At 72.7% G+C, this 25,351-nt stretch carries 26 protein-coding genes; 14 read left to right on the plus strand and 12 right to left on the minus strand.

The genetic code is table 11. The annotated features are described in order from the left end of the window. Window positions 1-86 precede the first annotated feature (86 nt). The 5 genes from rsrA to AB0J36_RS23935 form a co-directional block, all read right to left on the minus strand. The gene (rsrA, locus tag AB0J36_RS23915) at window positions 87-374 is read right to left on the minus strand and encodes a mycothiol system anti-sigma-R factor (RefSeq protein ID WP_355050536.1); all 288 of its coding nucleotides are present in this window, start codon (window positions 372-374) and stop codon (window positions 87-89) included. A 1-nt stretch (window position 375) separates the two neighbouring features. Then, window positions 376-1,203, minus strand: a complete 828-nt coding sequence (locus tag AB0J36_RS23920) for a sigma-70 family RNA polymerase sigma factor (protein ID WP_355050537.1) — start codon at window positions 1,201-1,203, stop codon at window positions 376-378. 216 nt (window positions 1,204-1,419) lie between these two features. Beyond that, window positions 1,420-2,082 carry an alpha/beta family hydrolase gene (locus tag AB0J36_RS23925; RefSeq protein ID WP_357125873.1) on the minus strand — a complete coding sequence of 221 codons (663 nt, stop codon included), beginning with the start codon at window positions 2,080-2,082 and terminating at the stop codon, window positions 1,420-1,422. 75 nt (window positions 2,083-2,157) lie between these two features. Further along, window positions 2,158-2,550 (minus strand): WhiB family transcriptional regulator, encoded by a 393-nt coding sequence (locus tag AB0J36_RS23930; protein ID WP_355050539.1) that lies wholly within the window; start codon window positions 2,548-2,550, stop codon window positions 2,158-2,160. A 195-nt stretch (window positions 2,551-2,745) separates the two neighbouring features. Then, the gene (locus tag AB0J36_RS23935; protein ID WP_357125878.1) at window positions 2,746-3,456 is read right to left on the minus strand and encodes an SOS response-associated peptidase; all 711 of its coding nucleotides are present in this window, start codon (window positions 3,454-3,456) and stop codon (window positions 2,746-2,748) included. 102 nt (window positions 3,457-3,558) lie between these two features. Between AB0J36_RS23935 and aroA the strand changes: the two genes are divergently transcribed. The 4 genes from aroA to AB0J36_RS23955 all read left to right on the plus strand — a co-directional run bounded on the left by aroA (window position 3,559) and on the right by AB0J36_RS23955 (window position 7,778). Beyond that, a complete protein-coding gene (gene aroA, locus AB0J36_RS23940; RefSeq protein WP_357125881.1) occupies window positions 3,559-4,857 on the plus strand; it encodes a 3-phosphoshikimate 1-carboxyvinyltransferase in 1,299 nt (432 codons plus the stop codon). Between the two features lie 251 nt (window positions 4,858-5,108). Continuing rightward, complete coding sequence (gene rsgA, locus AB0J36_RS23945) at window positions 5,109-6,017, plus strand: ribosome small subunit-dependent GTPase A (RefSeq protein WP_357126550.1); 909 nt, start codon at window positions 5,109-5,111, stop codon at window positions 6,015-6,017. A gap of 28 nt (window positions 6,018-6,045) precedes the next feature. Beyond that, window positions 6,046-6,864, plus strand: a complete 819-nt coding sequence (gene hisN, locus AB0J36_RS23950) for a histidinol-phosphatase (RefSeq protein WP_357125886.1) — start codon at window positions 6,046-6,048, stop codon at window positions 6,862-6,864. Window positions 6,865-6,923: 59 nt separating this feature from the next. Then, complete coding sequence (locus AB0J36_RS23955) at window positions 6,924-7,778, plus strand: hypothetical protein (protein WP_357126553.1); 855 nt, start codon at window positions 6,924-6,926, stop codon at window positions 7,776-7,778. 76 nt (window positions 7,779-7,854) lie between these two features. Here the strand turns inward: AB0J36_RS23955 and AB0J36_RS23960 are convergent, their stop codons facing one another. After that, entirely contained in the window at window positions 7,855-9,054 is a 1,200-nt protein-coding gene (locus AB0J36_RS23960) for a glycosyltransferase (protein ID WP_357125889.1), read from the minus strand. Between the two features lie 203 nt (window positions 9,055-9,257). On the opposite strand from AB0J36_RS23960, the gene AB0J36_RS23965 reads away from it, so the two are divergent. Both AB0J36_RS23965 and AB0J36_RS23970 read left to right on the plus strand, forming a co-directional pair. After that, the gene (locus AB0J36_RS23965; protein ID WP_357125892.1) at window positions 9,258-10,256 is read left to right on the plus strand and encodes an SDR family oxidoreductase; all 999 of its coding nucleotides are present in this window, start codon (window positions 9,258-9,260) and stop codon (window positions 10,254-10,256) included. Window positions 10,257-10,307: 51 nt separating this feature from the next. Beyond that, on the plus strand, window positions 10,308-10,880 hold the full coding sequence (locus AB0J36_RS23970) for a DUF5709 domain-containing protein (protein WP_357125896.1): 573 nt from the start codon (window positions 10,308-10,310) through the stop codon (window positions 10,878-10,880). Window positions 10,881-10,887: 7 nt separating this feature from the next. On the opposite strand, the gene AB0J36_RS23975 is transcribed toward AB0J36_RS23970, so the two are convergent. Beyond that, window positions 10,888-11,535, minus strand: a complete 648-nt coding sequence (locus AB0J36_RS23975) for a response regulator transcription factor (RefSeq protein WP_357126556.1) — start codon at window positions 11,533-11,535, stop codon at window positions 10,888-10,890. A 14-nt stretch (window positions 11,536-11,549) separates the two neighbouring features. Continuing rightward, window positions 11,550-12,674, minus strand: coding sequence for a DUF5931 domain-containing protein (locus AB0J36_RS23980; RefSeq protein ID WP_357125899.1), 1,125 nt, complete (start codon window positions 12,672-12,674; stop codon window positions 11,550-11,552). 120 nt (window positions 12,675-12,794) lie between these two features. Between AB0J36_RS23980 and AB0J36_RS23985 the strand changes: the two genes are divergently transcribed. Then, on the plus strand, window positions 12,795-13,235 hold the full coding sequence (locus tag AB0J36_RS23985; RefSeq protein ID WP_357125902.1) for an ATP-binding protein: 441 nt from the start codon (window positions 12,795-12,797) through the stop codon (window positions 13,233-13,235). A 244-nt stretch (window positions 13,236-13,479) separates the two neighbouring features. Here the strand turns inward: AB0J36_RS23985 and AB0J36_RS23990 are convergent, their stop codons facing one another. Continuing rightward, window positions 13,480-14,418, minus strand: a complete 939-nt coding sequence (locus AB0J36_RS23990; protein ID WP_357125905.1) for a ribose-phosphate pyrophosphokinase — start codon at window positions 14,416-14,418, stop codon at window positions 13,480-13,482. Window positions 14,419-14,494: 76 nt separating this feature from the next. On the opposite strand from AB0J36_RS23990, the gene glpK reads away from it, so the two are divergent. The 3 genes from glpK to AB0J36_RS24005 all read left to right on the plus strand — a co-directional run bounded on the left by glpK (window position 14,495) and on the right by AB0J36_RS24005 (window position 16,943). Next, window positions 14,495-15,979, plus strand: a complete 1,485-nt coding sequence (gene glpK, locus AB0J36_RS23995; protein ID WP_357125908.1) for a glycerol kinase GlpK — start codon at window positions 14,495-14,497, stop codon at window positions 15,977-15,979. Between the two features lie 3 nt (window positions 15,980-15,982). Continuing rightward, complete coding sequence (locus AB0J36_RS24000) at window positions 15,983-16,405, plus strand: DUF3592 domain-containing protein (protein ID WP_357175336.1); 423 nt, start codon at window positions 15,983-15,985, stop codon at window positions 16,403-16,405. Window positions 16,406-16,493: 88 nt separating this feature from the next. Continuing rightward, window positions 16,494-16,943: a YbaB/EbfC family nucleoid-associated protein gene (locus AB0J36_RS24005; RefSeq protein ID WP_357125914.1), complete on the plus strand. Its 450-nt coding sequence runs from the start codon at window positions 16,494-16,496 to the stop codon at window positions 16,941-16,943. A gap of 21 nt (window positions 16,944-16,964) precedes the next feature. Here AB0J36_RS24005 and AB0J36_RS24010 read toward each other — a convergent pair whose 3' ends face one another. Further along, the gene (locus AB0J36_RS24010; protein WP_355050553.1) at window positions 16,965-17,414 is read right to left on the minus strand and encodes a hypothetical protein; all 450 of its coding nucleotides are present in this window, start codon (window positions 17,412-17,414) and stop codon (window positions 16,965-16,967) included. 104 nt (window positions 17,415-17,518) lie between these two features. Between AB0J36_RS24010 and AB0J36_RS24015 the strand changes: the two genes are divergently transcribed. Next, on the plus strand, window positions 17,519-17,812 hold the full coding sequence (locus tag AB0J36_RS24015; RefSeq protein ID WP_357125918.1) for a hypothetical protein: 294 nt from the start codon (window positions 17,519-17,521) through the stop codon (window positions 17,810-17,812). Window positions 17,813-17,829: 17 nt separating this feature from the next. Next, window positions 17,830-18,726, plus strand: coding sequence for a hypothetical protein (locus AB0J36_RS24020; protein ID WP_357125922.1), 897 nt, complete (start codon window positions 17,830-17,832; stop codon window positions 18,724-18,726). 19 nt (window positions 18,727-18,745) lie between these two features. On the opposite strand, the gene AB0J36_RS24025 is transcribed toward AB0J36_RS24020, so the two are convergent. Further along, window positions 18,746-19,579 (minus strand): phosphoribosylaminoimidazolesuccinocarboxamide synthase, encoded by an 834-nt coding sequence (locus tag AB0J36_RS24025; protein WP_357175338.1) that lies wholly within the window; start codon window positions 19,577-19,579, stop codon window positions 18,746-18,748. Between the two features lie 148 nt (window positions 19,580-19,727). Here AB0J36_RS24025 and AB0J36_RS24030 point away from each other — a divergent pair, with 148 nt between their 5' ends. After that, the gene (locus AB0J36_RS24030; RefSeq protein ID WP_357125928.1) at window positions 19,728-21,059 is read left to right on the plus strand and encodes an extracellular solute-binding protein; all 1,332 of its coding nucleotides are present in this window, start codon (window positions 19,728-19,730) and stop codon (window positions 21,057-21,059) included. A 50-nt stretch (window positions 21,060-21,109) separates the two neighbouring features. Here AB0J36_RS24030 and AB0J36_RS24035 read toward each other — a convergent pair whose 3' ends face one another. Further along, window positions 21,110-21,361 (minus strand): hypothetical protein, encoded by a 252-nt coding sequence (locus AB0J36_RS24035; RefSeq protein ID WP_357125931.1) that lies wholly within the window; start codon window positions 21,359-21,361, stop codon window positions 21,110-21,112. A gap of 172 nt (window positions 21,362-21,533) precedes the next feature. On the opposite strand from AB0J36_RS24035, the gene AB0J36_RS24040 reads away from it, so the two are divergent. After that, window positions 21,534-25,313 carry a S8 family serine peptidase gene (locus AB0J36_RS24040; RefSeq protein ID WP_357397480.1) on the plus strand — a complete coding sequence of 1,260 codons (3,780 nt, stop codon included), beginning with the start codon at window positions 21,534-21,536 and terminating at the stop codon, window positions 25,311-25,313. Window positions 25,314-25,351 lie beyond the last annotated feature (38 nt).

A 25,351-nucleotide genomic window follows, 5' to 3' on the forward strand; every position in this document is an offset into this window, starting at 1 on the left:
CGACCGCAGCGAGTTCGGCACCGACCTGCTGGACGCCGCCGACCTGCTGGTCACCGACTCGCCGGCCCAGGCGGCGGCGCCGACGCTCAGTCGGCCAGCTCGCGGGAATCGCTCGTCTCGAAGACCACCAGCTCGGTGAGCTTCACCCGCAGCCGCTCACGCAGCTGGTCCGGCGCGGTCTCGTTGCCGCAGCAACGCGCGACCAGCGCCCGCACCTCCTGCTCGAGCCCGTACTCGCGCAGGCACGGCCCGCACTCGTCGAGGTGGTGCCGGATCAGCGCGCGCCGCTCGTCGGCGCACTCGAGATCCAGGTAGAGGTAGACCTCCGCGAGCACCTCGCGGCAGTCCGTCTCGTGCGGCTCTCCACAGCTCACGTCACACCTCCCGGCTGGCAGCGGCAGCGGTCGAGCCCTTCGCGGACCGGGCCGGGCTGAAGCCCCGCTCCGCGGCGTACTGCTCGAGCAGCTTGCGCAGATTACGACGGCCGCGGTGCAGACGCGACATCACGGTGCCGATCGGCGTGCCCATGATGTCGGCGACCTCCTTGTAGGAGAAGCCCTCGACGTCGGTCAGGTAGACAGCCAGGCGGAACTCCTCCGGCAACTGCTGGAGGGCTTCCTTCACGTCGCTGTCCGGCAGCCGGTCCAGAGCCTCGGTCTCGGCCGAACGCAGACCGCTGGAGGTGTGCGACTCGGCCTCGGCGAGCTGCCAGTCGGTGATCTCCTCGGTCGGCGCCTGGATCGGCTGGCGCTGCCGCTTGCGGTAGGAGTTGATGTAGGTGTTGGTCAGGATCCGGTAGAGCCAGGCCTTCAGGTTCGTGCCCTGCTCGAACTGGTGGAAGGCGGCGTACGCCTTCAGGTACGTCTCCTGGACCAGGTCCTCGGCATCCGCCGGGTTACGCGTCATGCGCAGCCCAGCAGCGTAGAGCTGATCGACGAATGGCATCGCGTCCCGTTCGAACCGGGCCCTGCGCTCGTCCGTCTTCTCGGTGGTCAACCGCACATCCCCTCGCGTCGGATGCTTTCCCGCCGAGGATACGCGCACGGACCTGCCCACAGATTCACTTCCGGCCGGTGTGCTCGTGCTCACCGCACCCACCCCGCCCGGTCCCGCTGTCACGGGCCAGTCCGGACCATCCAGCAGCCGCCGTAGCTGCCGGGCGTCCCGCTCGTCCCGTTCCAGGCTTCGTGTCTCGGTCGGCACCGGTCACCCCCCTCGCAGAAAAGTCGTCCGGGGTTAGTAACGCGAGATGACCACTGGGGCATTCCGTCCGGCTCTCCCGTTCCTGGTCCCGGCCCCGGAGACGCCGGCGCTGGGACCAGGAAGGGCCTGGGAGGACTGGTGACACCTGTCCGGTTCGGACGGGCGGCACCATCGGATGCAACGACCCGCGCCCAGCACCGGAAACGGTCCCTGAGGTCAGTCGGCTGTCCAGCCGTGGGAGCGCAGCCAGTCCCGGACGACCGCGCCCGTGCCGGCGGGGTCACGTCGCAGGTCGTGCGTCTCCCCCGGCCGGGTCACGACCCGCACGCCCGGCCCGGACCCGGGCACGCCGAACGGATCCCGGTCGCCGTTGACGACGAGCGTCGGCAGACCGGTGGCGAGTTCGGCGGCCCGGGACCGCTCCGGCTTGCCGGGCGGGTGCAGTGGAAAGGCCAGCGCGAGGACGCCGGCCGCGCCGACCGCGCCGGCCGTTCGGCAGGCGACCCGCGCGCCACTGGAACGACCACCGACCAGGAGCGTGGGTACGTCGGTGTGCCGCTCGCGCAGCACGGCCAGCACCGCCGTCCACGCCTCGTCGAGGTGCCCGGCGGGGGCCGGCGCGCGACGGCCGGCGACACGGTAGGGCTGCGTCACCCGGACCACCGTCAGGCCGGCCGTGACCGCCGCGTCCCGAACCGCGAGCAGGTCGGGGGCGTCCACGCTGCCGCCCGCCCCGTGCCCGAGCACCAACAGGGCGACCGGCGCGCGAGCCGTCGCGACGCCGGCCGCCCGGCCCGACGCAATGGTCGGACCGACCGGTGGGTCGGTGTCGATCCGCGCCGGACCGCGCGGGGTGTCGATCTCTTCGCTGGGCAGCACCGGCCCATTCTGCGCCGACCGGGCCCGTCACCGGGATCGGTTCGCCGCGCTGGTCGGCTCAGCGGCGCGCGATGGTCAGCTCAGCGGCACCAGCGTGAGCAGGCGGTCGCGGACCGGAGGGCCGGCGTCGTCGACCGCGTCCGGGTCGGGTTCGACCTCGCCGCGCCACGCGACGAGCATCGCCCGCCGCTCGCGGGGGGTGGTCGCCCCCCAGACGCCGTGACAGTCGCCGACCTCCAACGCCCATGCCAGGCAGGAGCCCTGCACGTCGCAACTGCGGCAGAGTGCGACAGCGGCGTCCGCCGGTTCGTTAGGTGCCGGAAAGAACGTCTCCGGATCGACGCTCTGGCACGTCCCTCTGGTGCGCCACGCTTCGTCCTGTCGACGTTCTCGCAGAGCCCGCAGCAGCCGCGGATCTCTGCGTGCCGCAGCCACCTCGTGCGGGCGGGGCATACGCGCCCGTGTCATTTCACCCACCTCCCCCGTGGGACCGGCAGGATCGGTGAAGTCGTCCGCCCCGTGCGAACCGACAGCCACTACCGGCGCTGTGTTGTATCGCACTTTCGGACACCGGGACAAGGGGCTTTCAAGAACATGGCTGAACGGCCAGGCGACGAATCGATCAGAACCTGGCAAATCGGCGCTCGACGATGCCTCTCATTCTCAGAACAGGGTCAACTCCGGTGGGGACGACATTGACGGAACGGACACGCGAGCGGTCAACTCCGGGCCGTCGTTGCGCACGTCGCCCACCGCCGGCCCGACCGGGCGGATCTCCAACCCGGCGAGAAGGTCGGACGACGCGGGGGCGAGCAGACGCTCCGGCTCGTCGCACGGCGTCAGCCACGACGACCACCGCTCGGGGGCCAGCAGTACCGGCATCCGGTCGTGCACCTCGGCCAGATCGCCGAGCGCCGCGGTGGTCAGCACGCTGAAGGTGAGCCGGCTGTCCGCCCCGGACTCCCAGAACGACCAGATCCCGGCCAGGGCGAGCACCGAGCCGTCGGCCGGGGTCATGAAGTACGCCTGCCGGCCGCCATCGGGCCGGCGGACCCACTCGTACCAGCCGTCCGCCGGGACAAGGCACCGGCGGCGGGCGAACGCCCCGGCGTACGCCCGGCTGGTCGCCACCGTCTCGGCCCGTGCGTTGATCATGCGGGCGGCGCCGGCGGCGGACCGCGACCAGTGCGGCAGCAGACCCCAGCGGGCGACGCAGAGGCTGCGGTGCCCCTCGGGGCTGAGCCGGACCAGCGGGACGCGATCGGTGGGCGCGACGTTGTGATCCGGCCGGAGCACCCCGTCGGTGTCGTCGGACGACTCGAACAGGGCGCTCAGCTCACCGGCGCCCCGGGTCGTCGCGTACCTGCCGCACATGCGCTCACGCTAACCCGCCGAGGGCCCCGCCTGCTGTCCCGCCAACCGGGAGTACGCAAGCCGGCCGACGTCACCCACCCGCAGACAGGGCAGAATGTGACCGTGGGGAATCTAACCGCGACCCGGCCGCCACAGCCGTGGGCCGCACCGACCGCGTCCGACCCGGTGGCGGCGACGCTGCGCCTACCCGGCTCCAAGTCGATGACCGCACGTGCCCTGGTGCTCAGCGCCCTGGCCGCCGGGCCGTCGACCCTGGCCGAGCCGCTGCGCGCCCGCGACACCGAGCTGATGTCCGCCGGTCTGCGCGCGATGGGCGCGCACGTCTCGATCAGTGACGACGAGCGCTGGCTGGTCCGGCCGCACCCGCTGGTCGGCCCCGCCCACGTGGACGTGGGGCTGGCCGGCACCGTGATGCGGTTCCTGCCGCCGGTGGCCGGCCTGACCGACGGGCAGGTCACCTTCGACGGTGACCCGTACGTCCGCACCCGGCCGCTCGGCCGGCTGGTCGACGCGCTGCGCTCGCTGGGCGTCCGGATCGACGTCGCCGGCACCGGCAGCCTGCCGCTGACCGTGCTCGGCACCGGCGGGGTCACCGGCGGCGAGGTGACGATCGACGCCTCCGTGTCCAGCCAGTTCGTCTCCGCGTTGTTGCTGGCCGCCCCGCGCTTCGACCGGGGCGTGGTGGTACGCCATGTCGGCCCGCCGGTGCCCTCCGCGCCGCACCTGCGGATGACCGTGCAGATGCTGCGGGCCGCTGGCGCCGCCGTCGACGACAGCACCCCCGACGTGTGGACCGTCGAGCCCGGCCCCCTCACCGGGCGCGGCTGGGACATCGAGCCGGACCTCTCCGGCGCGATGCCGTTCTTCGCCGCCGCCCTGGTCACCGGCGGTGAGGTGACGCTTCAGGGCTGGCCGCACCGCAGCGCGCAGCCGGTCGAGCAACTCCGCTCCCTGCTGCAGCGGATGGGCGGCGAGGTCACCCTCTCCACCGACGGGCTGACCGTCCGGGGCACCGGGGTGGTGCACGGCCTGACCGCCGACCTCTCCGAGGTCAGCGAGCTGACCCCGGTGCTGACCGCGCTGGCCATGCTCGCCGACTCACCCTCGGTCTTCACCGGCGTCGAGCACATCCGCGGCCACGAGACCGACCGGCTCGCCGCCCTCGCGCAGGAGTTCACCGCGCTCGGGGCCGACGTCACCGAGACGCCGGACGGCCTCGCGATCCGGCCCCGGCCGCTGCGCGGCGGGATCTTCCGCACCTACCACGACCACCGCATGGCGCACGCCGCGGCGGTGGCCGGGCTCGCCGTGCCGGGCATCGAGGTGGACGACGTCGGCTGTACCTCCAAGACCATGCCCGAGTTCCCGGCGCTATGGTCAGCGATGGTGACCGGCAAGTGAGCGTCCCGGACGCGCACTGAGAGCTGACGCGGAAAAGAGGACGGGTCCTGGCGACCAAGCGGCGGGAGTACGACGAGGACGACGTACGGGTGCGGCCCGGGAAGTCGTCGCGTCCGCGTACGCGCACCCGACCTCAGCACTCCGACGCGGTGGACGGCTTCGTCATCGCCGTCGACCGGGGGCGCTACCAGTGTGTGCTGTCCGGCGCCGAACGGGGAGCGGTCGGCGCCGAGCTGCCGACGGTGACCGCGATGCGGGCCCGGGAGCTGGGCCGCAAGTCGGTGGTCGTGGGTGACCGGGTCAGCCTCGTCGGCGACACCTCCGGCGCGCAGGGCGCTCTCGCCCGCATCGTCCGGATCGCCGAGCGCCGCTCGGTGCTGCGCCGCACGGCCGACGACGACGAGACCACCGCCGAGGGCCGGTTGGAACGTGTCGTCGTGGCAAACGCCGACCAGTTGGTGATCGTCAGCGCGTTGGCCGACCCGCCGCCGCGCACCGGGTTCATCGACCGCTGCCTGGTGGCCGCGTACGACGCGGACGTCGAGCCGCTGCTCTGCCTCACCAAGGCCGACCTGGCCGGCCCGGAGGAGGTGCTGGGCTACTACACGGAGCTGGAGCTGCCGTACGTGCTCAACCGTCCCGACGCCGACCTGGGCGCGCTGCGCGCGCTGCTCAGCGGCCGGGTGTCGGTGCTGGTCGGGCACTCCGGGGTGGGCAAGTCGACGTTGGTGAACCGCCTCGTCCCGGACGCCGCGCGCGCGGTCGGGGTGGTCAGCGCCATCGGTCGCGGCCGGCACACCTCCACCAGCGCGGTGGCGCTGCGGCTGCCACCGGTCCCCGGTGTCGACACCGACCCCGGCTGGATCATCGACACCCCGGGCATCCGTAGTTTCGGGCTGGCGCACGTCTCCGCCGACAGCCTGCTGCACGGGTTCCCCGACCTGGTGGAGGGCACCGTCGACTGCCCGCCGAACTGCCCGCACACGGCCGACGAGGCCGACTGCGGGCTGGACGCCTGGGTGGCCGCCGGGAAGGCGGACCCGCGCCGGCTGGCGTCGTACCGCCGGTTGCTGGCCTCCCGGGCCGGCGACGGCGACGCGCGCGGTGAGGGCGACCAGCGCGGGCCCGGCGAGGGCGACCGGCGCGGGCCCGACGAGTGACCCGGTGGACGTCGGCTAGGTTGCCGGCATGACCGGGTACGCCGACGACCTCGCCCTCGCCCATCTGCTCGCGGACCGCGCCGACGCCATCGCCACGGCCCGGTTCCGGGCGCTCGACCTGCGGGTGGACACGAAGCCGGACCTGACACCGGTCTCCGACGCGGACACCGCCGTGGAGCGGGAGATCCGGGCGCTGCTGACCGAGCACCGGCCCGCCGACGGGCTGCTCGGTGAGGAGTACGGCGCGCGGCCGGCCACCGAGCCGGGTGGCCGCCGGTGGATCGTCGACCCGATCGACGGCACCAAGAACTTCGTCCGGGGGGTGCCGGTGTGGGCCAGCCTCATCGCGCTGTACGACGGTGACCGGCCGGCGGTCGGCGTGGTCTCCGCCCCCGCGCTGGGACGGCGCTGGTGGGCGAGCGCGGGCGCGGGCGCGTACGCCGGTCCCGGTCCCGACGCGGGCGAGCGGATCGGCGTCTCCGCGGTACGCGACGTCGGCGACGCGAGCGTCTGCTACTCGTCGCTGACCGGCTGGGAGGACGCCGGGCGGCTCGACGCGCTGCTCGACCTGCTGCGGGCCGGCTGGCGCAGCCGGGCGTACGGCGACTTCTACGGCTACATGCTGTTAGCCGAGGGCGCGTTGGAGGTGATGGTCGAACCGGAACTGTCCCTGTGGGACGTGGCGGCGCTGGTGCCGATCGTCACCGAGGCGGGCGGCACGATCACCGATCTGACCGGTCGACCCGCGCCGACGGGTGAGCCCGGCACCGAGAGCAGCGTGGTGGCCACCAACGGTGTGCTGCACGCCGACATCCTCGCCCGTCTGGATCGACCAGCCGAGCGCTGACTGCCGACAACCTCTATCCTCGCCAGGTGGTCTCCTCCGGCTGGTGCTTCCTCGCGGCGATGATCGTCGCGTACGGCTTCGCCAACCTGCTCCAGTCGGTGGCCGCGGCGCGCACCACCGTGCACCACACCTTCGATCCGGGTCTGCTGCTGAGACTGGCCGGGCACCGGACGTACCTGATCGGGCTGACCTGCCAGATCGGCGGTTTCGTGCTCGCCTTCCTGGCCCGGCGCGATCTGCCCCTGTTCCTGGTGCAGGCGAGCGTGGCGGCCGGGCTCGGGGTGACCGCGATCATCGGTGTGCTGGTGTTGAAGTGGCGGATGCCGATGGCGGAGGTGGCCCTGCTGGCCCTGCTCTTCGCCGGGATCACCGCGCTGGTGCTGGCCGCGCGGCCGGCGCCGTCGAAGCAGCTCGGCACCGCCGGCTCGATAGCCCTGCTGGTGGCGCTCGGGGTCATCGCGGTGCTCGGCTTCTTCGCCGTCCGGCTGCACGGCGCCCCCGGTTCGGTGGCGCTGGGCTCGCTGGCCGGTCTGGCGTTCTCCTCGGCCGCCGTCGCGGCCCGGCCGCTGGCCTCCGCGCCGTCGGCCGAGGCGTTCCTCGCCGACCCGCTGTTCTATCTGCTGATCGGCCACTCGATCGTCGGCCAACTGCTGCTCGGCCTGGCCATGCAGCGCGGTTCGACGACCGCCGCGGTCGCCGCCATGGACGCCGCCGGAGCGGTGCCCGCGGCGATCGTCGGCCTGCTGCTGCTCAACGACAAGATCTGGCCGGGGCGCGAGTGGCTGGCCGCCGCCGGTTTCCTGGTCACCCTGGCCGCCGTGATCGGCCTGACCCGGTACGCCCAGCCGCAGCAGCACCGCGCGGCGGCCCGCCGCAGTAACCGGGACATGGTCGGCGCCGGCCGAGCCGCCTGACGCGAAAGCCCACGCCGCCGCCTGAGACGAGAGCCCACGCCGCGTCACGCGGACGCGGCGTGGGCTCTGCCGTCCTTCAGGCCTCGACGGGCTTGCGGCGACTCGCCACCCGCTCGTAGAGACGTTCCAGCGCGGCCGCGGTCCGTTCCCAGGTGTAGCTGCTACGGACCCGGTCCACGGCGGCGTGACCGTAGGCGAACCGGCCGGCGTTGTCGGCGAGCAGCCGGCGCAGGGACAGCCCCAGCGTCCGGACGTCACCGGGTGGCACGAGGCGGCCGGTGACCTCGTCGACGACGGCGTCCGCCAGGCCGCCCATCGCGTAGCCGACAACCGGTACCCCGCACGCCATCGCCTCCAGGGAGACGCGGCCGGCCGAGGAGTAGTGCGGAGTGCAGGCCACCACGTCGGCCGAGCGGTACCAGGTCGCCATCTGGTCGTGCGGTACGGCTCCGACGAGGCGTACCTGCTCGGCGACCCCGGCGCGTTCGGCCAGTTCGCGCAGGCGGCGTGCCTCGGTGTGGTGGGACAGTTGGTCGGCCGGTGGGCCACCGGCGATCACCAACTCGGCGTCGCCGACCAGCCGCATCGCCCGGATCAGGTCGTCCTGGCCGTGCCCCGGGGACAGCCCGCCGACGGAGAGGATCCGGGACCGCTGTTCGCGCGGAGCCGCCTCGCCGTCCGGGTGGAACTGCGCGGTGTCCACCCCGGCCGGCACCATCGCCACGGATGTCCGTTGCAGGCCCATCCGGGTCAACTCGTCGACCTCGTCGTTGGACTGGGCCACGGCGATGTCCACCGCCCGGGTCAGCGCCCGTTCCAGCGGGATGCGCTCCCCCGGGCCGTCGTACCCGCCGCCGAGGTGGCGCAGCTGCTCCACACCGAGCGAGTGGAAGGTCTGTACGACCGGGATGTCGGTCTCCCGGACGGCGTGCGCGGCAGCCAGCCCACCGATCCAGTAGTGCCCGTGCACCACCTCGGGACGCCAGGCGCCGCCCCACTCGTCGGTCAGCCAGCGCCCGAACTCGGTGACGTGCGGGACGAGTCCGGCGGTGGGCAGGGCGGTCGGCGGACCGACTGGCACCCGGTGCACCCGGTAGCCGTCGACGTCCAGCGTCGCCGGCAGTTCCGGGTCGTCCCGGCGCTCGTAGATCCGGACATCATGGCCTCTGCCCGCCAACTCGGCGGCGACCCGCGCGATGTGTTGTCGAGTGCCGACCGGCGGGCCGTCGGCGTGCCGGTACGAACTGCTGTGCGCGCAGACGAGGCCGACGCGCATGGGTCACCTCCCTGCGATCTTTTCCTCGGCGGTCCCGGTCAGAGCGTCCCATTAACCTGCGCGCGCCGAGTCGAAACCTGGCAGATCGGGAACAGTCACCGCGAGTGCCACCGACACTTGCGCCACGGCAATCACAGCGGCCCCGAATCGGAACCTCACCGGCCGGTGGTATGACCGGCCCCGACCCGGGGTACCGCTGGGAGATGCCGCTGACCCGGAGCCTCGACGATTCGACCGTGGTGATCACCGGCGCGTCCAGCGGGATCGGCACGGCCACCGCGTACGCGTTGGCGCGGCGTGGTGCCGCCGTGGTCCTCGCCGCCCGCAGCGAGCAGGCGCTACAGCAGGTCGCGCAGCGCTGCCGGCAACTGGGGGGCCGCGCGCTGGCCGTACCCACCGACGTGACCGACCTCGACTCCGTGCAGCGCCTGGCCGAGCGGGCGGTGGTCGAATTCGGCCGCGTCGACGCGTGGGTGAACAACGCCGCGGTGAGCGCGGTGGGTCTGTTCGACGAGATCCCGGTCGCCGAGTTCCGGCGGGTGCTGGAGGTCAACCTGCTGGGCACGGTGCACGGCATCAAGGCCGCGCTGCCGCACCTGGAAGCGGCCGGCGGGGGCGTGCTGGTCAACAACGCCTCGGTGCTGGCCGAGGTGGCGATGCCGTACCAGTCGGCGTACAACGCCGCCAAACACGGCATCCGCGGCCTGGCCGACACCGTCCGGCAGGAACTGCGGGTCACCGGTCGGGGGCAGATATCCGTCTGCACCGTGTTGCCGGCAACCATCGACACCCCGTTCTTCCGGCACGCGGCCAACCACAGCGGTCGGGAGCTGGTGCCACCCCCGCCGATCTACCCGCCGGAGGTGGTCGCCCAGACGATCGTGCGGTTGCTGCGCCGGCCACGCCGGGAGGCGTACGCCGGTGGGGCCGCCCGGCTGCTCGGCCTCCAGTGGCGGCTGGCGCCGGCGTTGGTCGAGCGGACCCTCGGCTGGTACGCCCACCGCACCCAGTTCGGTCCGGGCGTCCGGCTGGACAGCACTGGCAACGTGTTCCACGCCGACGGGCAGGCCAGCCGCGACGGCGGTTGGCACGGCCGACGGCGTCAGTTGGTGCGGATGACGGCGGCGTTCGGTCTCGCCGCGGCGGGCACCGCCGTCGGCACGATGGCGGCGATCAACCGCCGCTCCCGGTCGATCCGCTGATGACGGGCCCTGCCCCGGTTACGGCGGGAGGGCAGCGGGTAGTGATCAGACATGCGCGACAACGAGTTCCCGACCCCCGTGTCCGACACCGAGGCGGAGGGTCTGCCCGACACCGCCGACGACGACTCGACCGCCTACGACGACGTCCTGACCGGGCGTGAGGCGGACGGTCCGGAGCCGGCCCAGATCCCCGGCGACCGTACGCCGGTGGCGGTGGACCGCTTCGGGACGACCGCCGAGGAGCAGCTGGACGGGGAGTCGTTGGACTACAAGCTCGACCGGGAGGTCTACGAGCGCCCGGTGGACGACCCGCTCGCCGGCCCGGTCGACCCGAAGATCGCCTTCGAGGCGGAGAACGAGGCCGCTGCGGCGGAGGCCCAGCTCGACGCCGACGTGATGGACCCGGGGCCCACCTCGGACCCCAACTCGCCGGTCTCCCTCTACGACCACGGTCAGCTCGGCACGGTCGCCGACGCCACCGTGGGCCGGCTGGTGGAACCGGACGAGGGGGCGCACACCGACCAGGAGACCGATTCGGTCGCGTACGACGCGGGCGCGGCCGGTGGCGGGGCGACCGCCGAGGAGCTGGCCATCCACGAGACCGAACCGCCGCGCTCGGTCTGAGGTCCGGTCAGTCGTCCAGCCCACGCTCGATGGCGTAGCGGGTCAACTCGACGCGGTTGTGCAGGTGCAGCTTGCCCAGCGTGTTCTGCACGTGGTTCTGCACCGTACGGTGGGAAAGGCCGAGCCGCTCGGCGATCTGCTTGTACGACATCCCCTTCGCCACCAGACGCAGCACCTCCGTCTCCCGGGCGGTGAGCCGGGGCGTCCCCGGCTCACCGTCGTCGGCCGTGCCGGCCTCCGGCCCGGCGGCCAACCGGCGGTACTCCCCCAGCACCAGCCCGGCCAGGCCGGGCGTGAAGACCGGGTCGCCGTTGGCGGTGCGACGTACCGCGTCGAGGAACTCGCCGGGCGCCGTCGACTTCACCAGGTAGCCGGTGGCGCCCGCCTTGACCGCGTCGAGCACGCTCTGCTCCTCGCCACTGGCACTGAGCATGAGCACCCGCACGGCGGGCAGGGCGGCGCGCAGCCCGACGACGACCTCGACCCCGGAGATGTCCGGTAGTTGCAGGTCGAGCACGACCACGTCGGGTCGGGCGGCGGCGCCGATCCGGATGGCCTGCCGCCCCTCGCCGCTGGTCGCCACCACCAGGAAGCCGGCCTCCGCCAGGTCCCGGGCCACGCCCTCACGCCACATCGGATGGTCGTCGACCACCATCACCCGCACGGCGTTCACGGCCGCGTCCTCGGCACGGTCAGCTCGATCTCGGTGCCGGCGTCGGGGCTCGACATGATCCGGACCGTCCCGCCCAGGTCGGTCACCCGGCCGCGGATCGACTGGGTGACACCGAGCCGCCCCTGCGCGGCGGCCTCGGCCAGTCGGCCCTCTTCGATGCCCGGCCCCTCGTCACGGATCGACACGGTCACGGTCTCCCCCTCGTCCTCGACCAGCACCCAGGCCCGTCCCCCGGCGTGGCGGCCGACATTGTCCAGGGCCGCGCCGGTGGCGGCCGCCAACTCGCCGGCCACCTGCCGGGGCAGGGTCACCGGGGTGGCGGGCGCCGAGAGCGACACCGCCGTCGAGGCGTACCGGCCGAGCAGGTCCCGCAGGTCCACCGCGTCCGTCCCGGTGATTCCGGCGGGCGTGGTGCCGGCGATCAGAGCGCGCAGCGCGGCCTCCTGCTCACCGGCGAGCCGGGCCAACTCCCCGGCCTCACCGGGCAGGTGCGCGCCGCGCCGCTGCACCAACGCCAGCACCTGCAGGACCGAGTCGTGGATGCCGCGGGCCAACCGCTCCCGCTCCCGGGTGGCCGCCTCCAGCTCCACCGCGTGCTGCAGGCGTTCCTCGGCGCGCACGGCGAGCCGGGCGACGTGCCCGACCACCACCCCGGCGAGCAGCAGCAGGATCACCCCGGTGAAGGAGGACTGGCCGATCCGCTCCCGGGTGGCCAGGTCCGCGCCGGCCACCAGCAGCGCGGCCACCGTGCCGCGCCGCCGGCCGCCGGAGACGGCCCAGGCCAGCACCGGGCCGGCCATCCAGGCCACCCCGAGAGTGGGTACGCCGTGCCCGAGCGCCTGCCGCCCCACCACCCACGGGCTGGACAGCACGATGGCGATCACCACGCCGAGGTCGACCAGCAGCAGTGGCCAGCGACGCCAGGCCGGTCGGGCGTACGCGACGGCGGCCAGCCCGGTCCAGATGACCATCACCAGCACCAGGGCGCCGACGATGATCGGGTGGGCGTACCGGTCGGCGTCGCGTACGGCGAGCACGCCGACGTACCCGAGGGAGGCCAGCCGGAAGACGGTGAGCGCCCGCCAGAGCGGCACCTCGAAACCACCCGGCGGCGACGGCATGGCGGTCAGGATGCCACAGCCGGGTCGGTGACGCGGGGGCCACGTGGTGCGGTCCAGGAAACCCTGACGTACGGTTGAAAAGCCGCGAAATATTCCGAGATCCGCCGCCGGGACAGGGCCATGACGAATGCAGATCCGCACGCACCGCGTACGGTTGTGCCCATCGAACCCGCCCTCCTGATCGCCGAGGCCTTCGACCAGGCCCAGGTGACCGAGATTCGACACTCGGTCACCTCCTGCGCGCACGCCTGCGGCCTCGACGGCCAACGGCTGGACGACTTCGTGCTCGCCGTCAACGAACTGATCACCAACGCGGTGCGGCACGGCGGCGGGCGCGGGTGGCTCCGGCTCTGGCAGGAGCCCGGCGAGCTGCTCTGCGAGGTGGCGGACCACGGGCACGGCATCACCCCGCAGCGCCTCGGCGACCGGAGTCGTCCCGCCGCGGAGACCGCCGGCGGATGGGGCCTCTGGCTGGCCCGCGAGCTGACCGACGCGATGGAGATCGCCACCAGCTCCGCCGGCACCACCGTCCGAATCACCACCACCCTCCCCACCCCCTAACCCCACCCCACCCCACCCCGCCCCCACCCCACCCCACCCCACCCCGCCCCCGCCGCGCCCCGCCGCGCCCCGCCCCGCCGCGCCGATCTTGCACTTTCGGTGGCGACGAAGCGGTCCCAAGGCGACATTTGGGCAGCACAAAGTGCAAGATCGGCGAGCCGAAGCGGGGCGAGGCGAGGGGGCGGGCGGGGCGAGGGGGCGGGCGGGGCGAGGGCGGGGGGCGGGGAGGGCCGGGGCGGGGCGGTCAGCCGAAGAGGGCGGAGACTGACTCGCCGTTGTGGATTCGGCGCATCGCCTCGGCCAGAGCCGGGGCGACCGAGAGGACCTGAAGCTTCGCCACCCGCTTCTCGGCCGGGATGGGGACCGTGTTGGTGCAGACGATCTCCAACACGCCGTCCTGGTCGCTGAGCCGGCGCAGCGCGTCGCCGGAGAACAGGCCGTGCGTACAGGCCAGCCGGATCGAGCGGACCTTCAGGTCGCGCAGGTGCTCCATCAACTCGATCACGGTGCTGCCCTTGGCGATCTCGTCGTCCAACACGATGACGTCCCGGTCGGCCACCTCACCGATCACCGCGCTGATCTTGACGAGGTCGTCGCTGAACCGCTGCTTCGCGCCGGCCGCGACGGGCGTGCCGAGCAGCCGGGCGAAGGCGGCTGCCTCCTTGGCGTTGCCCAGGTCGGGCGAGACCACCACGGTGTTGCTCAGGTCGTACCGCCGGAAGTGCGTGGCCAACTCCCGCAGCGCGTGCAGGTGGTCGACGGGGACGCTGAAGAAGCCGTGCACCTGCGGCGAGTGCAGGGTCAGCGCCAGCACCCGGTCCGCTCCCGCCGAGGTCAGCAGGTCGGCGACGAGCCGGGCGCCGATCGAGATCCGTGGCGCGTCCTTCTTGTCCGAGCGGGCGTACGCGTAGTGCGGAAGCACCACGGTGATCCGGCCGGCGGACGCGCCCCGCGCCGCGTCGATCATCAGCAGCAGCTCGACCAGATTTTCCTGCACGGGCGGCACCAGCGGCTGGATCAGGAAGACGTCCCGCTCCCGGCAGTTGGCCTGCAACTGCACCTCGAGACAGTCGTTGGCGAACCGGGAGACCCGTACCGGATGCAGCGGCACCCCCAGGTGGGCGCAGATCTCGGCGGCGAGGTCGGGATGGGCAGTTCCACTGAAAACGGCGATGTCGCGCACGTTCGCACATCGTAGGCGACGCGGGGCCGACGTGACGCGTGTCGCACCACGCCGCCACTGCGGGTACGGTGCTGCCGTGACCCCCCAGTACGTCGCCGCCATCGACCAGGGCACCACCTCCTCGCGGTGCATCGTGTTCGACGCCGCCGGGGAGATCGTCGCCGCGGCCCAGCGCGAGCACCGGCAGATCTTTCCCCGCCCCGGGTGGGTGGAGCACGACGCCGAGGAGATCTGGGACAACGTCCAGCGGGTGGTCGCCGAGGCGCTGCGGTCCGCCGGCGTCGATCCGTCGGGGCTCGCCGCCGTGGGCATCACCAACCAGCGGGAGACCACCGTCGTCTGGGACCGGGCCACCGGCCGGCCGATAGCCAACGCCGTGGTCTGGCAGGACACCCGCACCGGCCCGCTGCTGCGCGAGCTCGCCTCGGCGTACGGCGAGGACTGGTTCCGGGCCCGCACGGGTCTTCCACTGGCCACCTACTTCGCCGGCCCGAAACTGCGATGGCTGCTCGACGAGGTCGACGGCCTACGCGAGCGCGCGGAGCGCGGCGAGGTGCTGTTCGGCACGATGGACAGTTGGCTGATCTGGAAGCTCACCGGTGAGCACGTCACCGACGTGACCAACGCCAGCCGGACCCTGCTGATGGACCTCACCACCCTCGACTGGGCTCCGGAGCTGCTCGACGCGCTGGGCGTGCCCGCCGCGATGCTGCCCGAGATCCGCTGCTCGGCCGAGGTGTACGGGACGGCCACCGGCGTGCTTGCCGGGGTGCCGGTGGCCAGCGCGCTCGGCGACCAGCAGGCCGCCCTGTTCGGGCAGACCTGCTTCCAGCCCGGCGAGGCCAAGTGCACCTACGGCACCGGCAGCTTCCTCCTGCTCAACACGGGCGCCACCCCGGTGCCGTCCACGCACGGCCTGCTCACCACGGTCGCCTACCGGATCAAGGACCAACCACCGGCGTACGCCCTGGAGGGCGCCATCGCGGTCACCGGATCGCTGGTGCAGTGGCTGCGGGACAACCTCGGGTTGATCTCCTCCGCGGCCGAGGTGGAGGACCTGGCCCGCACCGTTGACGACAACGGCGGCTGCTACGTCGTGCCGGCGTTCTCGGGCCTGTTCGCCCCGCATTGGCGCAGCGACGCGCGGGGGGTGATCGCCGGCCTGACCGGCTACATCACGAAGGGGCACCTGGCCCGGGCGGCGCTGGAGGCGTCGGCGTGGCAGACCCGCGAGGTGGTCGACGCGATGGACGCCGACTCCGACGTGGCGCTGCGCCGACTCCGGGTGGACGGCGGGATGACCGCCAACACGCTGCTCATGCAGTTCCTCGCCGACGTGCTCGACGTCCCGGTGGTCCGCTCCCGGATCACCGAGACCACCTGCCTGGGCGCCGCGTACGCCGCTGGCCTGGCGGTGGGCTTCTGGCCCGACCTCGCCACCCTGCGCGCGCAGTGGCGCTCCGACGCGCGGTGGGAATCGACGATGGCCGCCGAGCTGCGTGAGCGGGAGTTGCGTCAGTGGCGCAAGGCCGTCCAGCGCACGCTCGACTGGGAGGAGTGAGTCATGCCGCAGGTGGTCCTGGCGATCCTGGCGGGCCTCGGCCTGGCCGGAAGCGCGTACGCCCTCGTCCGGTTCCGGCGCGACCTCGGTCTGCTGCGCCGGGGCGTACGAACGCCGGGTGAGGTGGTGGAACTGCGTCCGGTGACCCGGGGGAACGGTCCCCGCACCTACTACCCGGTGGTGCGGTACCGACTGGTCGACGGGACCGAGGTGACCGCGACGCCGGGGCGCTTCCGGCAGACCCCGCTCTCGGCCGCGCCCGGGCCGGTCACCGTGGTGTACGAACCCGAGCGTCCGAACCGGATCCTCGTCGAGTCGCCGAGCATCGTCGGAAGGTCCTCGGTGCTGGTCCCGTTCGTCTCGCTGCTCACCGTCAGCGTGACCGTGCTGCTGGTCGGCGTCGGGATCTTTGTGAGCCTGGGCTGATTCGCGCTCCACAGTGGTCCGATCCCCCATGGGTGGACCGTGGTGGGTACCGTCGGCCGGTCACATCGACGACAGCGGGAGGGACACGATGAGCGGGCCGATCGGCGGCACACCGAATCCGGACGTGATGGCGCAACTGTCGGCGCGGATGCGCGAGCAGTTGAGCCGCGGCGAGGAGCTGCGCGAACGGTTGACCGGGTTGACCGGTCACGCCGAGAGCGAGAACGGGTTGGTGCGCGTCACCTGCACCGCCGACGACCCGGCGCGGGAACTACACCTCGACCCACGGGCCCTGAGACTGCCCGCCGCCGAATTGTCGGAGCTGGTCGCCGGCCTCCTGCGCGAGGCGCGGGCCGACCTGGCGCGGGCGACCAACGAGGTGATGCGTGAGTTGGGTGGCCCGGCCGGCCCTGCGGCGGTGCTCCACGACCCGGCGGCAGCGCAGGCGAAGCTGGCGCAGCTCAACGACATGGTCAGCGGGCCGCTCCGGGAGAGCACGGAGATGCTGGAACGGCTGCGGCGTCAACTGGGGGTCTGAGGGCGCCAGCCCAGGAGCGGGTCAGCGGCCGCGCCGCACCCGCTGCACGCCCGCCCGCAGGAAGACGACGGCGAGCGCCACCGTCACCGCCAACAGGACCGCGCCCACCATCAGCGGGGCGATGAGCCAGGCCATCAGGCTGGCGGTGGCCCGGTCGCCGTTGGCCCAGCCGTCGACCCGGTCGCCGGTGTGAAACGAGCCGCCGCCCACCGGGCCGCTGACCACCCTTCCGTCGGACATGTTCCAGGTGCCCCGGCACCGCTGGGTCCCCTTGGGACCACCGTTGTCACAGGACTCGACCTGGATGCTCACCCGCTCGGCGCCGATCAGGTTGCGGCCGAGGCCGATGGGCAGCACCAGCAGGACCAGGAGCATGAGGATCGGCACCATAACCCGCTGCCAGCGCGGTCGGCGGGCCATCCGGGTCAGGTAGTCCTCGGGGGGCGTCGACGCGGAACGTCCGGCTGCCATGGTTCGCAGGCTACCAGCGACGGGCACTCACGCCCATCCATGATCCTGTTAGGCTGTCCGCGCTCCGGCACCATGAACATCGATCACGTACACGGGGAGAGTCGATGATCGAGGTTGACCCGCCGGCGATCCGCGCGCTCGGCGACACGATCGAGCGTCAGGTCGGGCCGCCCCTCGACGCCTGCGCCGAACTGCTGGAGTCCGCCCGCGCCATCGAACACAGCAACTTCACCTCGGTGGTGCCGCAGCTCGCGGTCGCCTACGTCGGCGCGATCGAGTTCGTCGAGGAGCAGTTGCGCACCAAGCGCGAGCACCTCGCTGAGGTCCGGTCCCGGCTGGGCCGTACGGCGGACAACTGGGAGGCCGCCGAGACCGCCAGCACCATCGCTCCCCGCTGAGGACGCCGGAGACCGACATGGCAGACCCCACCTACCCCGCAGCCGCCGCGAAACTCGCGATGACGGAGATCAGCCTGGCCGCCGCGGTCATCCCCGCCGCCTGGCCGATCGCCCAGATCGTCTACTTCAACCAGTGCGACCCCGAGACGATCATGCGCAAGGGCGGCGACTGGTTGGCCATGTACGACCAACTCGGCACCGCCCACGGCAACCTCGACGACGCCCTCGCGACCCTGACCGCGGCCCAGTGGAGCGGCAAGGACCGCGAAGCGTTCGGGGTGCACATCAACGCGTACGGAACGCAGATCGTCGGCACCCAGGTCCTCACGGTCACCGTGGGCGTCACCATGCTCTGCGTCGGAGCCGCCCTACTCTGCCTCGTCGTGGCGTACGCGGTGGTGTCCACCATCCTGGCGGTCTTCGCCGCCTTCATCGCGGCGGCCGGGGCAACCGTCGTCGGCGCACCGGCTGCGGCGTCCGCCCTGGCGACGGCGAACTCGTTCGCCGCCTCGGCGCTCAGCTTCCTCAAGGGGATCGAGACGATGGCCGAGGCGATCGCCACCGGCGGGGCGGCGGCCATCGCGGGTGCCGCCTCGTTCGACGTCGGCACCCACCTGGGCAGCGGCGACGTCGGGGTGCTCAAGGATCTGGTCCAGGCCACCGTCGACGGGCTCGACAATGTCGCCGCCGGGTTCCTGTCCAAGTGGGAGCGCGACTTCGTGGGGTACGGCATCCACAGCGGCGCCCGACACGCGGTCGGTTCCCCGACCGGCCCCGGCTACCTGGTGTACGGAGGCGGCACCCAGGTCGCGCCGGCCGGCACGGACGGCGACGGAGACACCGTCTACGGCACCTCGGGCGTGGTCGACAACCTGTGGTCGAGGTTGTTCGGGAACGACGCCTGGAACCACTGAGGGTCCCAGGCCGGCGCGGTCACTCCCAGCGGTTGCCGGTGAGCTTCTCGTACACCTCGACGTAGCGGGCCCGGGTCGCCTCGACGACCTCGGCGGGTACGTCCGGCGCGGGCGGCAGCTTGTTCCAGCCGCTACCGGTGGCCCAGTCCCGCACGTACTGCTTGTCGTAGGAGAACTGCACACGGCCCGGCTGGTACGACTCGGCGGGCCAGAACCGCGACGAGTCAGAGGTCAGCAGTTCGTCGGCGAGCACCAGGGTGCCGTCCGACGCCCAACCCAGTTCAATCTTGGTGTCGGCGATCAGGATGCCCCGGTCGGCGGCCAGTTCGGCCCCGCGCCGGTAGATGTCGAGGGTGATCTGCCGCAGCCGCTCGGCGGTCTCCTGGCCCACCTTGGCCACCACGTCGTCGTACGTGATCGGCTCGTCGTGCTCGCCGGCCGGCGCCTTGCTCGACGGGGTGAAGATCGGCTCGGGCAGGATCGACGCCTCGCCGAGCCCTCGGGGCAGCGGTACGCCGGAGACCGTTCCGGTGCGCTCGTACTCGCGCAGGCCGCCGCCGGTCAGGTAGCCGCGGGCGACACACTCGACGGGGACCATGTCGAGCCGCTGGCAGCGGATCGCCCGGCCGGCGAACTCGGCCGGCACGTCGGTGGCCGAGATGACGTGGTTCGGCACCAGGTCGGCGAGCTGTTCGAACCACCACAACGAGAGCGCGGTGAGCAGTCGACCCTTGTCCGGGATCGGTGTCGGCAACGGCACGTCGTAGATCGAGATGCGATCCGACGCGACCAGGATCAGGTCGTCGCCGTCGGCGTACACGTCCCGGACCTTGCCCGAGTGCAGAAGTTCCACGTGCCCTAGTACACCACGTGACGCCGCCGGGTCCGTCCGGCCACCCCTGGGCCCACGGGCCGACCGGGGTGACCGGACGGACGTTGACACCCTCCTGCGCCGCCTGCGTGAATGGTCCGACCCCCGTCCGTCGGTGCCAGGAGACCCCGTGTCCGCTGTTCGTCCCCCGATCAACCGGTTTGCCGCCGACCCGGGCCGACGCCGGGTGCTCACCGCGCTGTTCGGCGCTCCCCTGCTGGCCACCGGCGGCCTGGCCGGGTGCAGCGACGGCGCCGACACCTCGACCGGGAACGGCCCGGTCGAGCTGTCGGTCTTCTGGTGGGGCGGGGCGAAGCGGGCCGAGCTGACGGAGAAGGTCCTCCGGCTGTACTCCGAGCGCAACCCGGGGGTCACCTTCCGGGTGACCTGGCAGGGCGTCGACGGCTACTACGAGCGGCTCGCCACCCAGGCGGCCGGCGGGAACGTCCCGGACCTGATCCAGCTCGACGACTCGATGCTGGCCGAGTACACCCAACGCCAGATCACGCTCGACCTGAGCCAGCCGATCGCCGATCACCGACTGGACCTGCGTGGCCTGCCGGAGGGTCTGGTCCGGTACGGCACGGTGGACGGGCGGACGACGGGGGTCGCGGCCGGGCAGACACTCGCCGCCGTGGTCTTCAACCGGGACCTGCTGCGCGAGCTACAGGTGCCCGAACCGCGTGGCGGAATGTCCTGGGCGGACTACATCGCCTGGGCGCAGCTGGTCACCGAGGCCAGCGACGACCAGGTGGCCGGCACGATGGACGCGTCCGGCGACTACCGCGCCCTCTGGCTCTGGCTCCGGTCCCAGGGCGGCGAATTCTACCGGGGTCGGGAGCTGGGCTTCGGCGCCGACGAGCTGATCGCCTGGTTCGAGCTGTGGCAGCGGGCCCGCGCCGGCCGGGCGACGCCGGGCGCGGCCCTCGTCGAGCAGGCCGACAGCGGGGAGCCGTCCCGGCAGCCGGTGGTCACCGGGTTGACGGCCGCGTCCTTCGCCTGGTCCCACCAACTGCCGGAGCTGCAACGACTCACCGACTCCGAGCTGGGCGTGGTGGGCTTCCCGGGGCCGCCGGGCGCCCAGTGGGCACGCGCGTCGATGTACTGGGCCGGCTTCCGGGGCACCCGCCACCCGGACACCGTGGCCGACGTGATCAACTTTTTGACCACCAACGGCGAGGCCGGCACGGTCCTCGGCCACGAGCGGGGCCTCAACCCCAGTCTCGCCGTTCGCCGGTACACCCAGGGCAGCATCACCGACCCGGCCCAGCAGCGCGCCGCCGCTCTCGGGGACAGCCTGGCCGATCAGCTCGGGCCGGCGCCGTCACCGCCACCGAAGGGCCACGCCAAGGTACGCACCCTGCTGGTCACCGCCGCCGAGCGGGTCCGGGTCCGACGGGACGGTACCCGAGAGGCCACCGCCCGCTTCCTGTCCCAGGCCATCGGCGCCCTGGCGGGCTGAGCCCGGGTCGTCAGCGCGACGGGTCGGGCTCAGCCCACGAGCGCGACGGATCAGCGCGGCGGGCCGCCGCGACGGTTACGCGTGAGGCGCAGCACCAGGAACACGATGATCGCGACCACCACGAGGCAGCAGAGCAGACCGAGGAAGCCGAAGCCGCCACCACGGGAGCGCCGCCGCGCGGCCTCCACCACCACCTCGCCGGCCCCCGTGGACGCCCAGGCCGCGACCGGCACGAAGACCGCCAGGACCACCGCACCGAGGACCGCGCTGAGCCGGCCCCACCACTTGCCGAAGGAAGACATGCGCCCATCCTCGCCGAAGGGCGCAACCTCGGCACGGCGGTAGACGCCAAATTCACGGGACCGGGCACGGCGGGCCGCGCAATGCGCCCGCAACCACACGGTAAAAGAGATGATCTTTACATCGATCCATCCAGATGATCGGATTCGGCAACTGGTCATCTCAGGAGGCACTGTGCGGCTCTCTCTCACCCGAAGATCTGCGGCAGCAGCGGTGGGCGTCACCCTCGTCACCGCTCTCGTCACCCCAACGACGGCCCACGGCGCTCCGGCGTCCCCACCCCCGACGGCGCCGCCGGGCCGGGCGGCTGACGCCGCGGCCGCACCCGTGACGGTCACGCTCGTCACCGGCGACCGTGTCACGGTGACCCCCGGGCGCAACGGCACGACGCCCACCGTGGACGTCGTCCGCGCCCCGGGCGCCACCGGCGCCGTACGCATCGCCACCGAGGGCCGCGACACCTACGTGTATCCGGACGAGGCGTTGCCGTACCTGGCCACCGGTCGCCTCGACAAGCAACTCTTCGACGTCACCCAGCTCGTCGCCCAGGGCTTCGACGACGCGCGGGCCGACGCGCTCCCCCTGGTCGTCACCCGCACCGCGGGCTCGGCGGCGCTGCGGAGCCGCACCGACCTGCCGGGCGCGGAGACCACGCTGGACCTGCCGTCGGTCCGTGGCCAGGCGATCCGCGCCCACCGCCCACGGGCCGCCGAATTCTGGTCGGCCCTCACCGGCGGCCGCCAGCCCGGCGGGACGGCGTCGACGGCCCGCGCCGCCGACACCGCGACGCCCTCCTTCACGGCCGGCATCGACAAGGTGTGGCTCGATGGCAGGGCGAAGGCCGCCCTCGCCGACACCACCGCTCAGATCGGCGCGCCGGCGGCCTGGGCCGCCGGTGGGACGGGCAGCGGCGTACGGGTGGCCGTGCTGGACACCGGAGTGGACACGACCCACCCGGACCTGGTGAACCGGATCGTGGCGTCCCGAAGCTTCATCCCCGGCCAGGACGTCATCGACCGCAACGGGCACGGCACCCACACGGCCTCCACGGTCGCCGGGACGGGCGCCGCGTCGGACGGTCGGGAGCGGGGTGTCGCCCCCGACGCCGACCTGGTGATCGGCAAGGTCCTCGACGACTTCGGAAGCGGCTCGATCTCCGGGATCATCGCCGGCATGGAGTGGGCGGCACGGACCGAACACGCCAAGGTGATCAACATGAGCCTGGGCGTCAGCGCCTGGCACAGCCAGGACGATCCACTGAGCCAGTCCGTCAACCAACTGACCGCCGAGACCGGCGCGCTCTTCGTCGTCTCGGCCGGCAACAGCGGTCCCGACCCGTACACCCTGGGCGCGCCCGGGACCGCGGACGCCGCGCTCACCATCGGCGCGGTGGACGCCACCGACCACCTGGCCGACTTCTCCAGCGCCGGGCCCCGGATGATCGACGACGGCCTCAAGCCCGACCTGACCGCCCCCGGCGTCGACGTGCTGGCGGCGCGCTCGCAGCACATCGAGTGGGGCGAGGGGTTCTACCGTCTGGACAGCGGCACCTCGATGGCGGCGCCGCACGTCGCCGGAGCCGCCGCCCTGCTGGCGCAGAAGCACCCCACCTGGAGCGCCAGCCAGATCAAGGACGCCCTCATGGGCACCAGCGTGCCCACGCCCGACTACAGCGCCTACCGGGCCGGTAGTGGTCGGGTGAACGTGGCCGCCGCCTACCACCAGGACCAGATCATCGCGACCGGATCGGTCGACGCCGGACTCGTCCCGTGGTCGCCCGGCGCGCAGCCGAAGCCGATCACTCGGAAGATCACCTACACCAACACCACGGGCAGCGCCATCACCTTGGCGCTCGCTGTCGAGGGCGCCGACGCCCCCGCCACGACGTTCGCGGTCGGTGCCAGCCAGGTGACAGTACCGGCGGGGGGCACCTCGACAGTCGACGTCGTGGTGGACCCGAAGGCGCTGACCCCCGGCCGGTACTCCGCCCGGATCACCGCCCGCCACGCGGCCGGTGCCGTGCACACGGCCGTCGGGATCGCGGTGGAGTCCAGGAAGTACGACCTCACGATCCACCTGAGGGACCGCAGCGGCCGGCCGATGAGCGGTGAGGTCGAGATCGTCAGCGCCGACGGCGTCTCCACCTTCATGTGGGTACGGGATGGAAAACTCGTCAGCCGATGGGCCCCCGGCTCCTACACCGTGGTCGGCGCGGTCGACGTCGAGGGCCTGCACGGCGACGGCTCCCTCGGCCTCGCGATGCTGACCGTGCCCGAGGTCGAGCTGACGACCAACCGGGTCGTCGTACTCGACGCCTCGGCGGCCCGTCAGGTGAAGGTGGCGACAGCGCAGCCGACCGCCGTCACCAACAGCCGCATCGACGTCTACCGCTCGTTCACCTCGCGCGAGCCGACGCCCAGCGACGCGAGCGCCCTGCGCGAGACGTTCTGGCCCGGCGCCACCTACGACAGTCTGTGGGCGCTCCCCACCAGGGGCACGGTGCGGGAGGGCAGCTTCGTCTTCACCACCCGGATCCGGGCGGAGCAGACGCCACTGGAGATCAGTCACGATGGCCGTCGTACCGGTGACCCACTCGCACAGCCGGGCGCCCGCCCGCTGACCGACGGCACCACGCGCCTGGACGCCGTCTTCGCCGGCACCGGCGCGACGGCGGACTACGCCGGGGTCTCGGCCCGCGGCAAGGCGGTCGTCGTCCGACGCGACGACGCCGTGTCCCCGTCGGACCGGGTCAAGGCGGCGACCGCCGCCGGCGCGGCGCTGCTCCTGGTCGTCAACGACGGCGAGGGCCGCGCCAGCGAGTGGTATGGAGAATCCGACGGTACGACGAACGGGCCGCTCCCGGTCGCGTCACTGATCGCGGGCGACGGCGAGAGCCTGATCGGCAAGATCACCGCCGCCGGCCGCAAGGGGGTACGCCTCACCGTCACCGCCCACCCCTCGTCGCGGTACCTGTACGACCTGGTCGACTACCATCGTGGCGGCGTACCCGTCGACCCGTCGCCCAGGACCGACCCGAAGCACCTCGCCCGGATCGACCTGGTGTTCGCCCCACCACCCGGCCAGCAGGCCGCCGAGACCCGGACGGACTTCCCGCCGTACGAGTGGGCGGCCGCTCGCGGGTTCCGCTTCCAGCCGGTGGCCCCGGGACCACGTACCGACTGGGTCTCCGCCGGCGACGGCGTCCGGTGGAAGCAGTTCGCCGACGTCCTCAACTGGGGGCGGTCGTACACGGATGAGATCGCCTACCGGCCGGGCAGCGTCCAGAAGGACCGTTGGTTCGGGCCCATCACGCGGCCACGCCTGCTGACGTACGACATCCCGTTCCGGGGCGAGTTCGGGATCAGCGCCTACATCCAGGGGTTCGGCGACGGGGGATCCGCGCACAGCGGCGGGGCCGCGATGCTGCAACGAATCTCGTTCTACCAGGGCGACCGGCAACTGGTGCAGTTCGAGAACTGGCCGGAGCTGTTCGCCGGTGAACTGCCGGCGCAGCGGTCACCGTACCGGCTGGTCGTCGAGACGGAGACCAAGCCGGAGTTCAGCCCGTACTCGTCGAGCACGCGTACCGACTGGACCTTCTTCTCCGCCGCTGTCGCTGGCACGGACGTGCAGGCGATGCCGCTGGTCCAGTTGGACTACGGCACGGACGTGGACCTGGCGGGCCGCGCGCCGCGCCGGAACGACCTCACCATCACCCCGGTGGTGGTGGGCAGCACGGCCGCGAAGGACGGCGTCTCCTCGCTCGGCCTCGAGGTGTCGTACGACGACGGACGCACCTGGCAACGGCAGAGCCTCAAGGAGCGCGGGGGCACCTGGACGGCGGCCCTGAACGCGCCGGGCCGGGCCGGGTACGTGTCGATCCGGGTCACCGCCAAGCAGCGTAACGGCGGTGGCGTCACCCAGACCGTCATGCGGGCCTTCGGCCTGCGGTGACATGTGCGCGGGGGCCGGTTCGCGCCGGCCCCCGCCCG

It is taken from the genome of Micromonospora sp. NPDC049662 (genome assembly GCF_040675055.1).
Lineage (GTDB): Bacteria > Actinomycetota > Actinomycetes > Mycobacteriales > Micromonosporaceae > Micromonospora.

Bases quoted from the DNA above. Each gene is read 5' to 3' on its own strand.
- AB0J36_RS23930 (WP_355050539.1), bottom strand. From the start codon at position 2,550: ATGACACGGGCGCGTATGCCCCGCCCGCACGAGGTGGCTGCGGCACGC.
- AB0J36_RS23935 (WP_357125878.1), bottom strand. From the start codon at position 3,456: ATGTGCGGCAGGTACGCGACGACCCGGGGCGCCGGTGAGCTGAGCGCC.
- rsgA (WP_357126550.1), top strand. From the start codon at position 5,109: ATGCGGGCCCGGGAGCTGGGCCGCAAGTCGGTGGTCGTGGGTGACCGG.
- hisN (WP_357125886.1), top strand. From the start codon at position 6,046: ATGACCGGGTACGCCGACGACCTCGCCCTCGCCCATCTGCTCGCGGAC.
- AB0J36_RS23955 (WP_357126553.1), top strand. From the start codon at position 6,924: ATGATCGTCGCGTACGGCTTCGCCAACCTGCTCCAGTCGGTGGCCGCG.
- AB0J36_RS23960 (WP_357125889.1), bottom strand. From the start codon at position 9,054: ATGCGCGTCGGCCTCGTCTGCGCGCACAGCAGTTCGTACCGGCACGCC.
- AB0J36_RS23965 (WP_357125892.1), top strand. From the start codon at position 9,258: ATGCCGCTGACCCGGAGCCTCGACGATTCGACCGTGGTGATCACCGGC.
- AB0J36_RS23970 (WP_357125896.1), top strand. From the start codon at position 10,308: ATGCGCGACAACGAGTTCCCGACCCCCGTGTCCGACACCGAGGCGGAG.
- AB0J36_RS23975 (WP_357126556.1), bottom strand. From the start codon at position 11,535: ATGGTGGTCGACGACCATCCGATGTGGCGTGAGGGCGTGGCCCGGGAC.
- AB0J36_RS23980 (WP_357125899.1), bottom strand. From the start codon at position 12,674: ATGCCGTCGCCGCCGGGTGGTTTCGAGGTGCCGCTCTGGCGGGCGCTC.
- AB0J36_RS23985 (WP_357125902.1), top strand. From the start codon at position 12,795: ATGACGAATGCAGATCCGCACGCACCGCGTACGGTTGTGCCCATCGAA.
- AB0J36_RS24000 (WP_357175336.1), top strand. From the start codon at position 15,983: ATGCCGCAGGTGGTCCTGGCGATCCTGGCGGGCCTCGGCCTGGCCGGA.
- AB0J36_RS24005 (WP_357125914.1), top strand. From the start codon at position 16,494: ATGAGCGGGCCGATCGGCGGCACACCGAATCCGGACGTGATGGCGCAA.
- AB0J36_RS24010 (WP_355050553.1), bottom strand. From the start codon at position 17,414: ATGGCAGCCGGACGTTCCGCGTCGACGCCCCCCGAGGACTACCTGACC.
- AB0J36_RS24015 (WP_357125918.1), top strand. From the start codon at position 17,519: ATGATCGAGGTTGACCCGCCGGCGATCCGCGCGCTCGGCGACACGATC.
- AB0J36_RS24020 (WP_357125922.1), top strand. From the start codon at position 17,830: ATGGCAGACCCCACCTACCCCGCAGCCGCCGCGAAACTCGCGATGACG.
- AB0J36_RS24035 (WP_357125931.1), bottom strand. From the start codon at position 21,361: ATGTCTTCCTTCGGCAAGTGGTGGGGCCGGCTCAGCGCGGTCCTCGGT.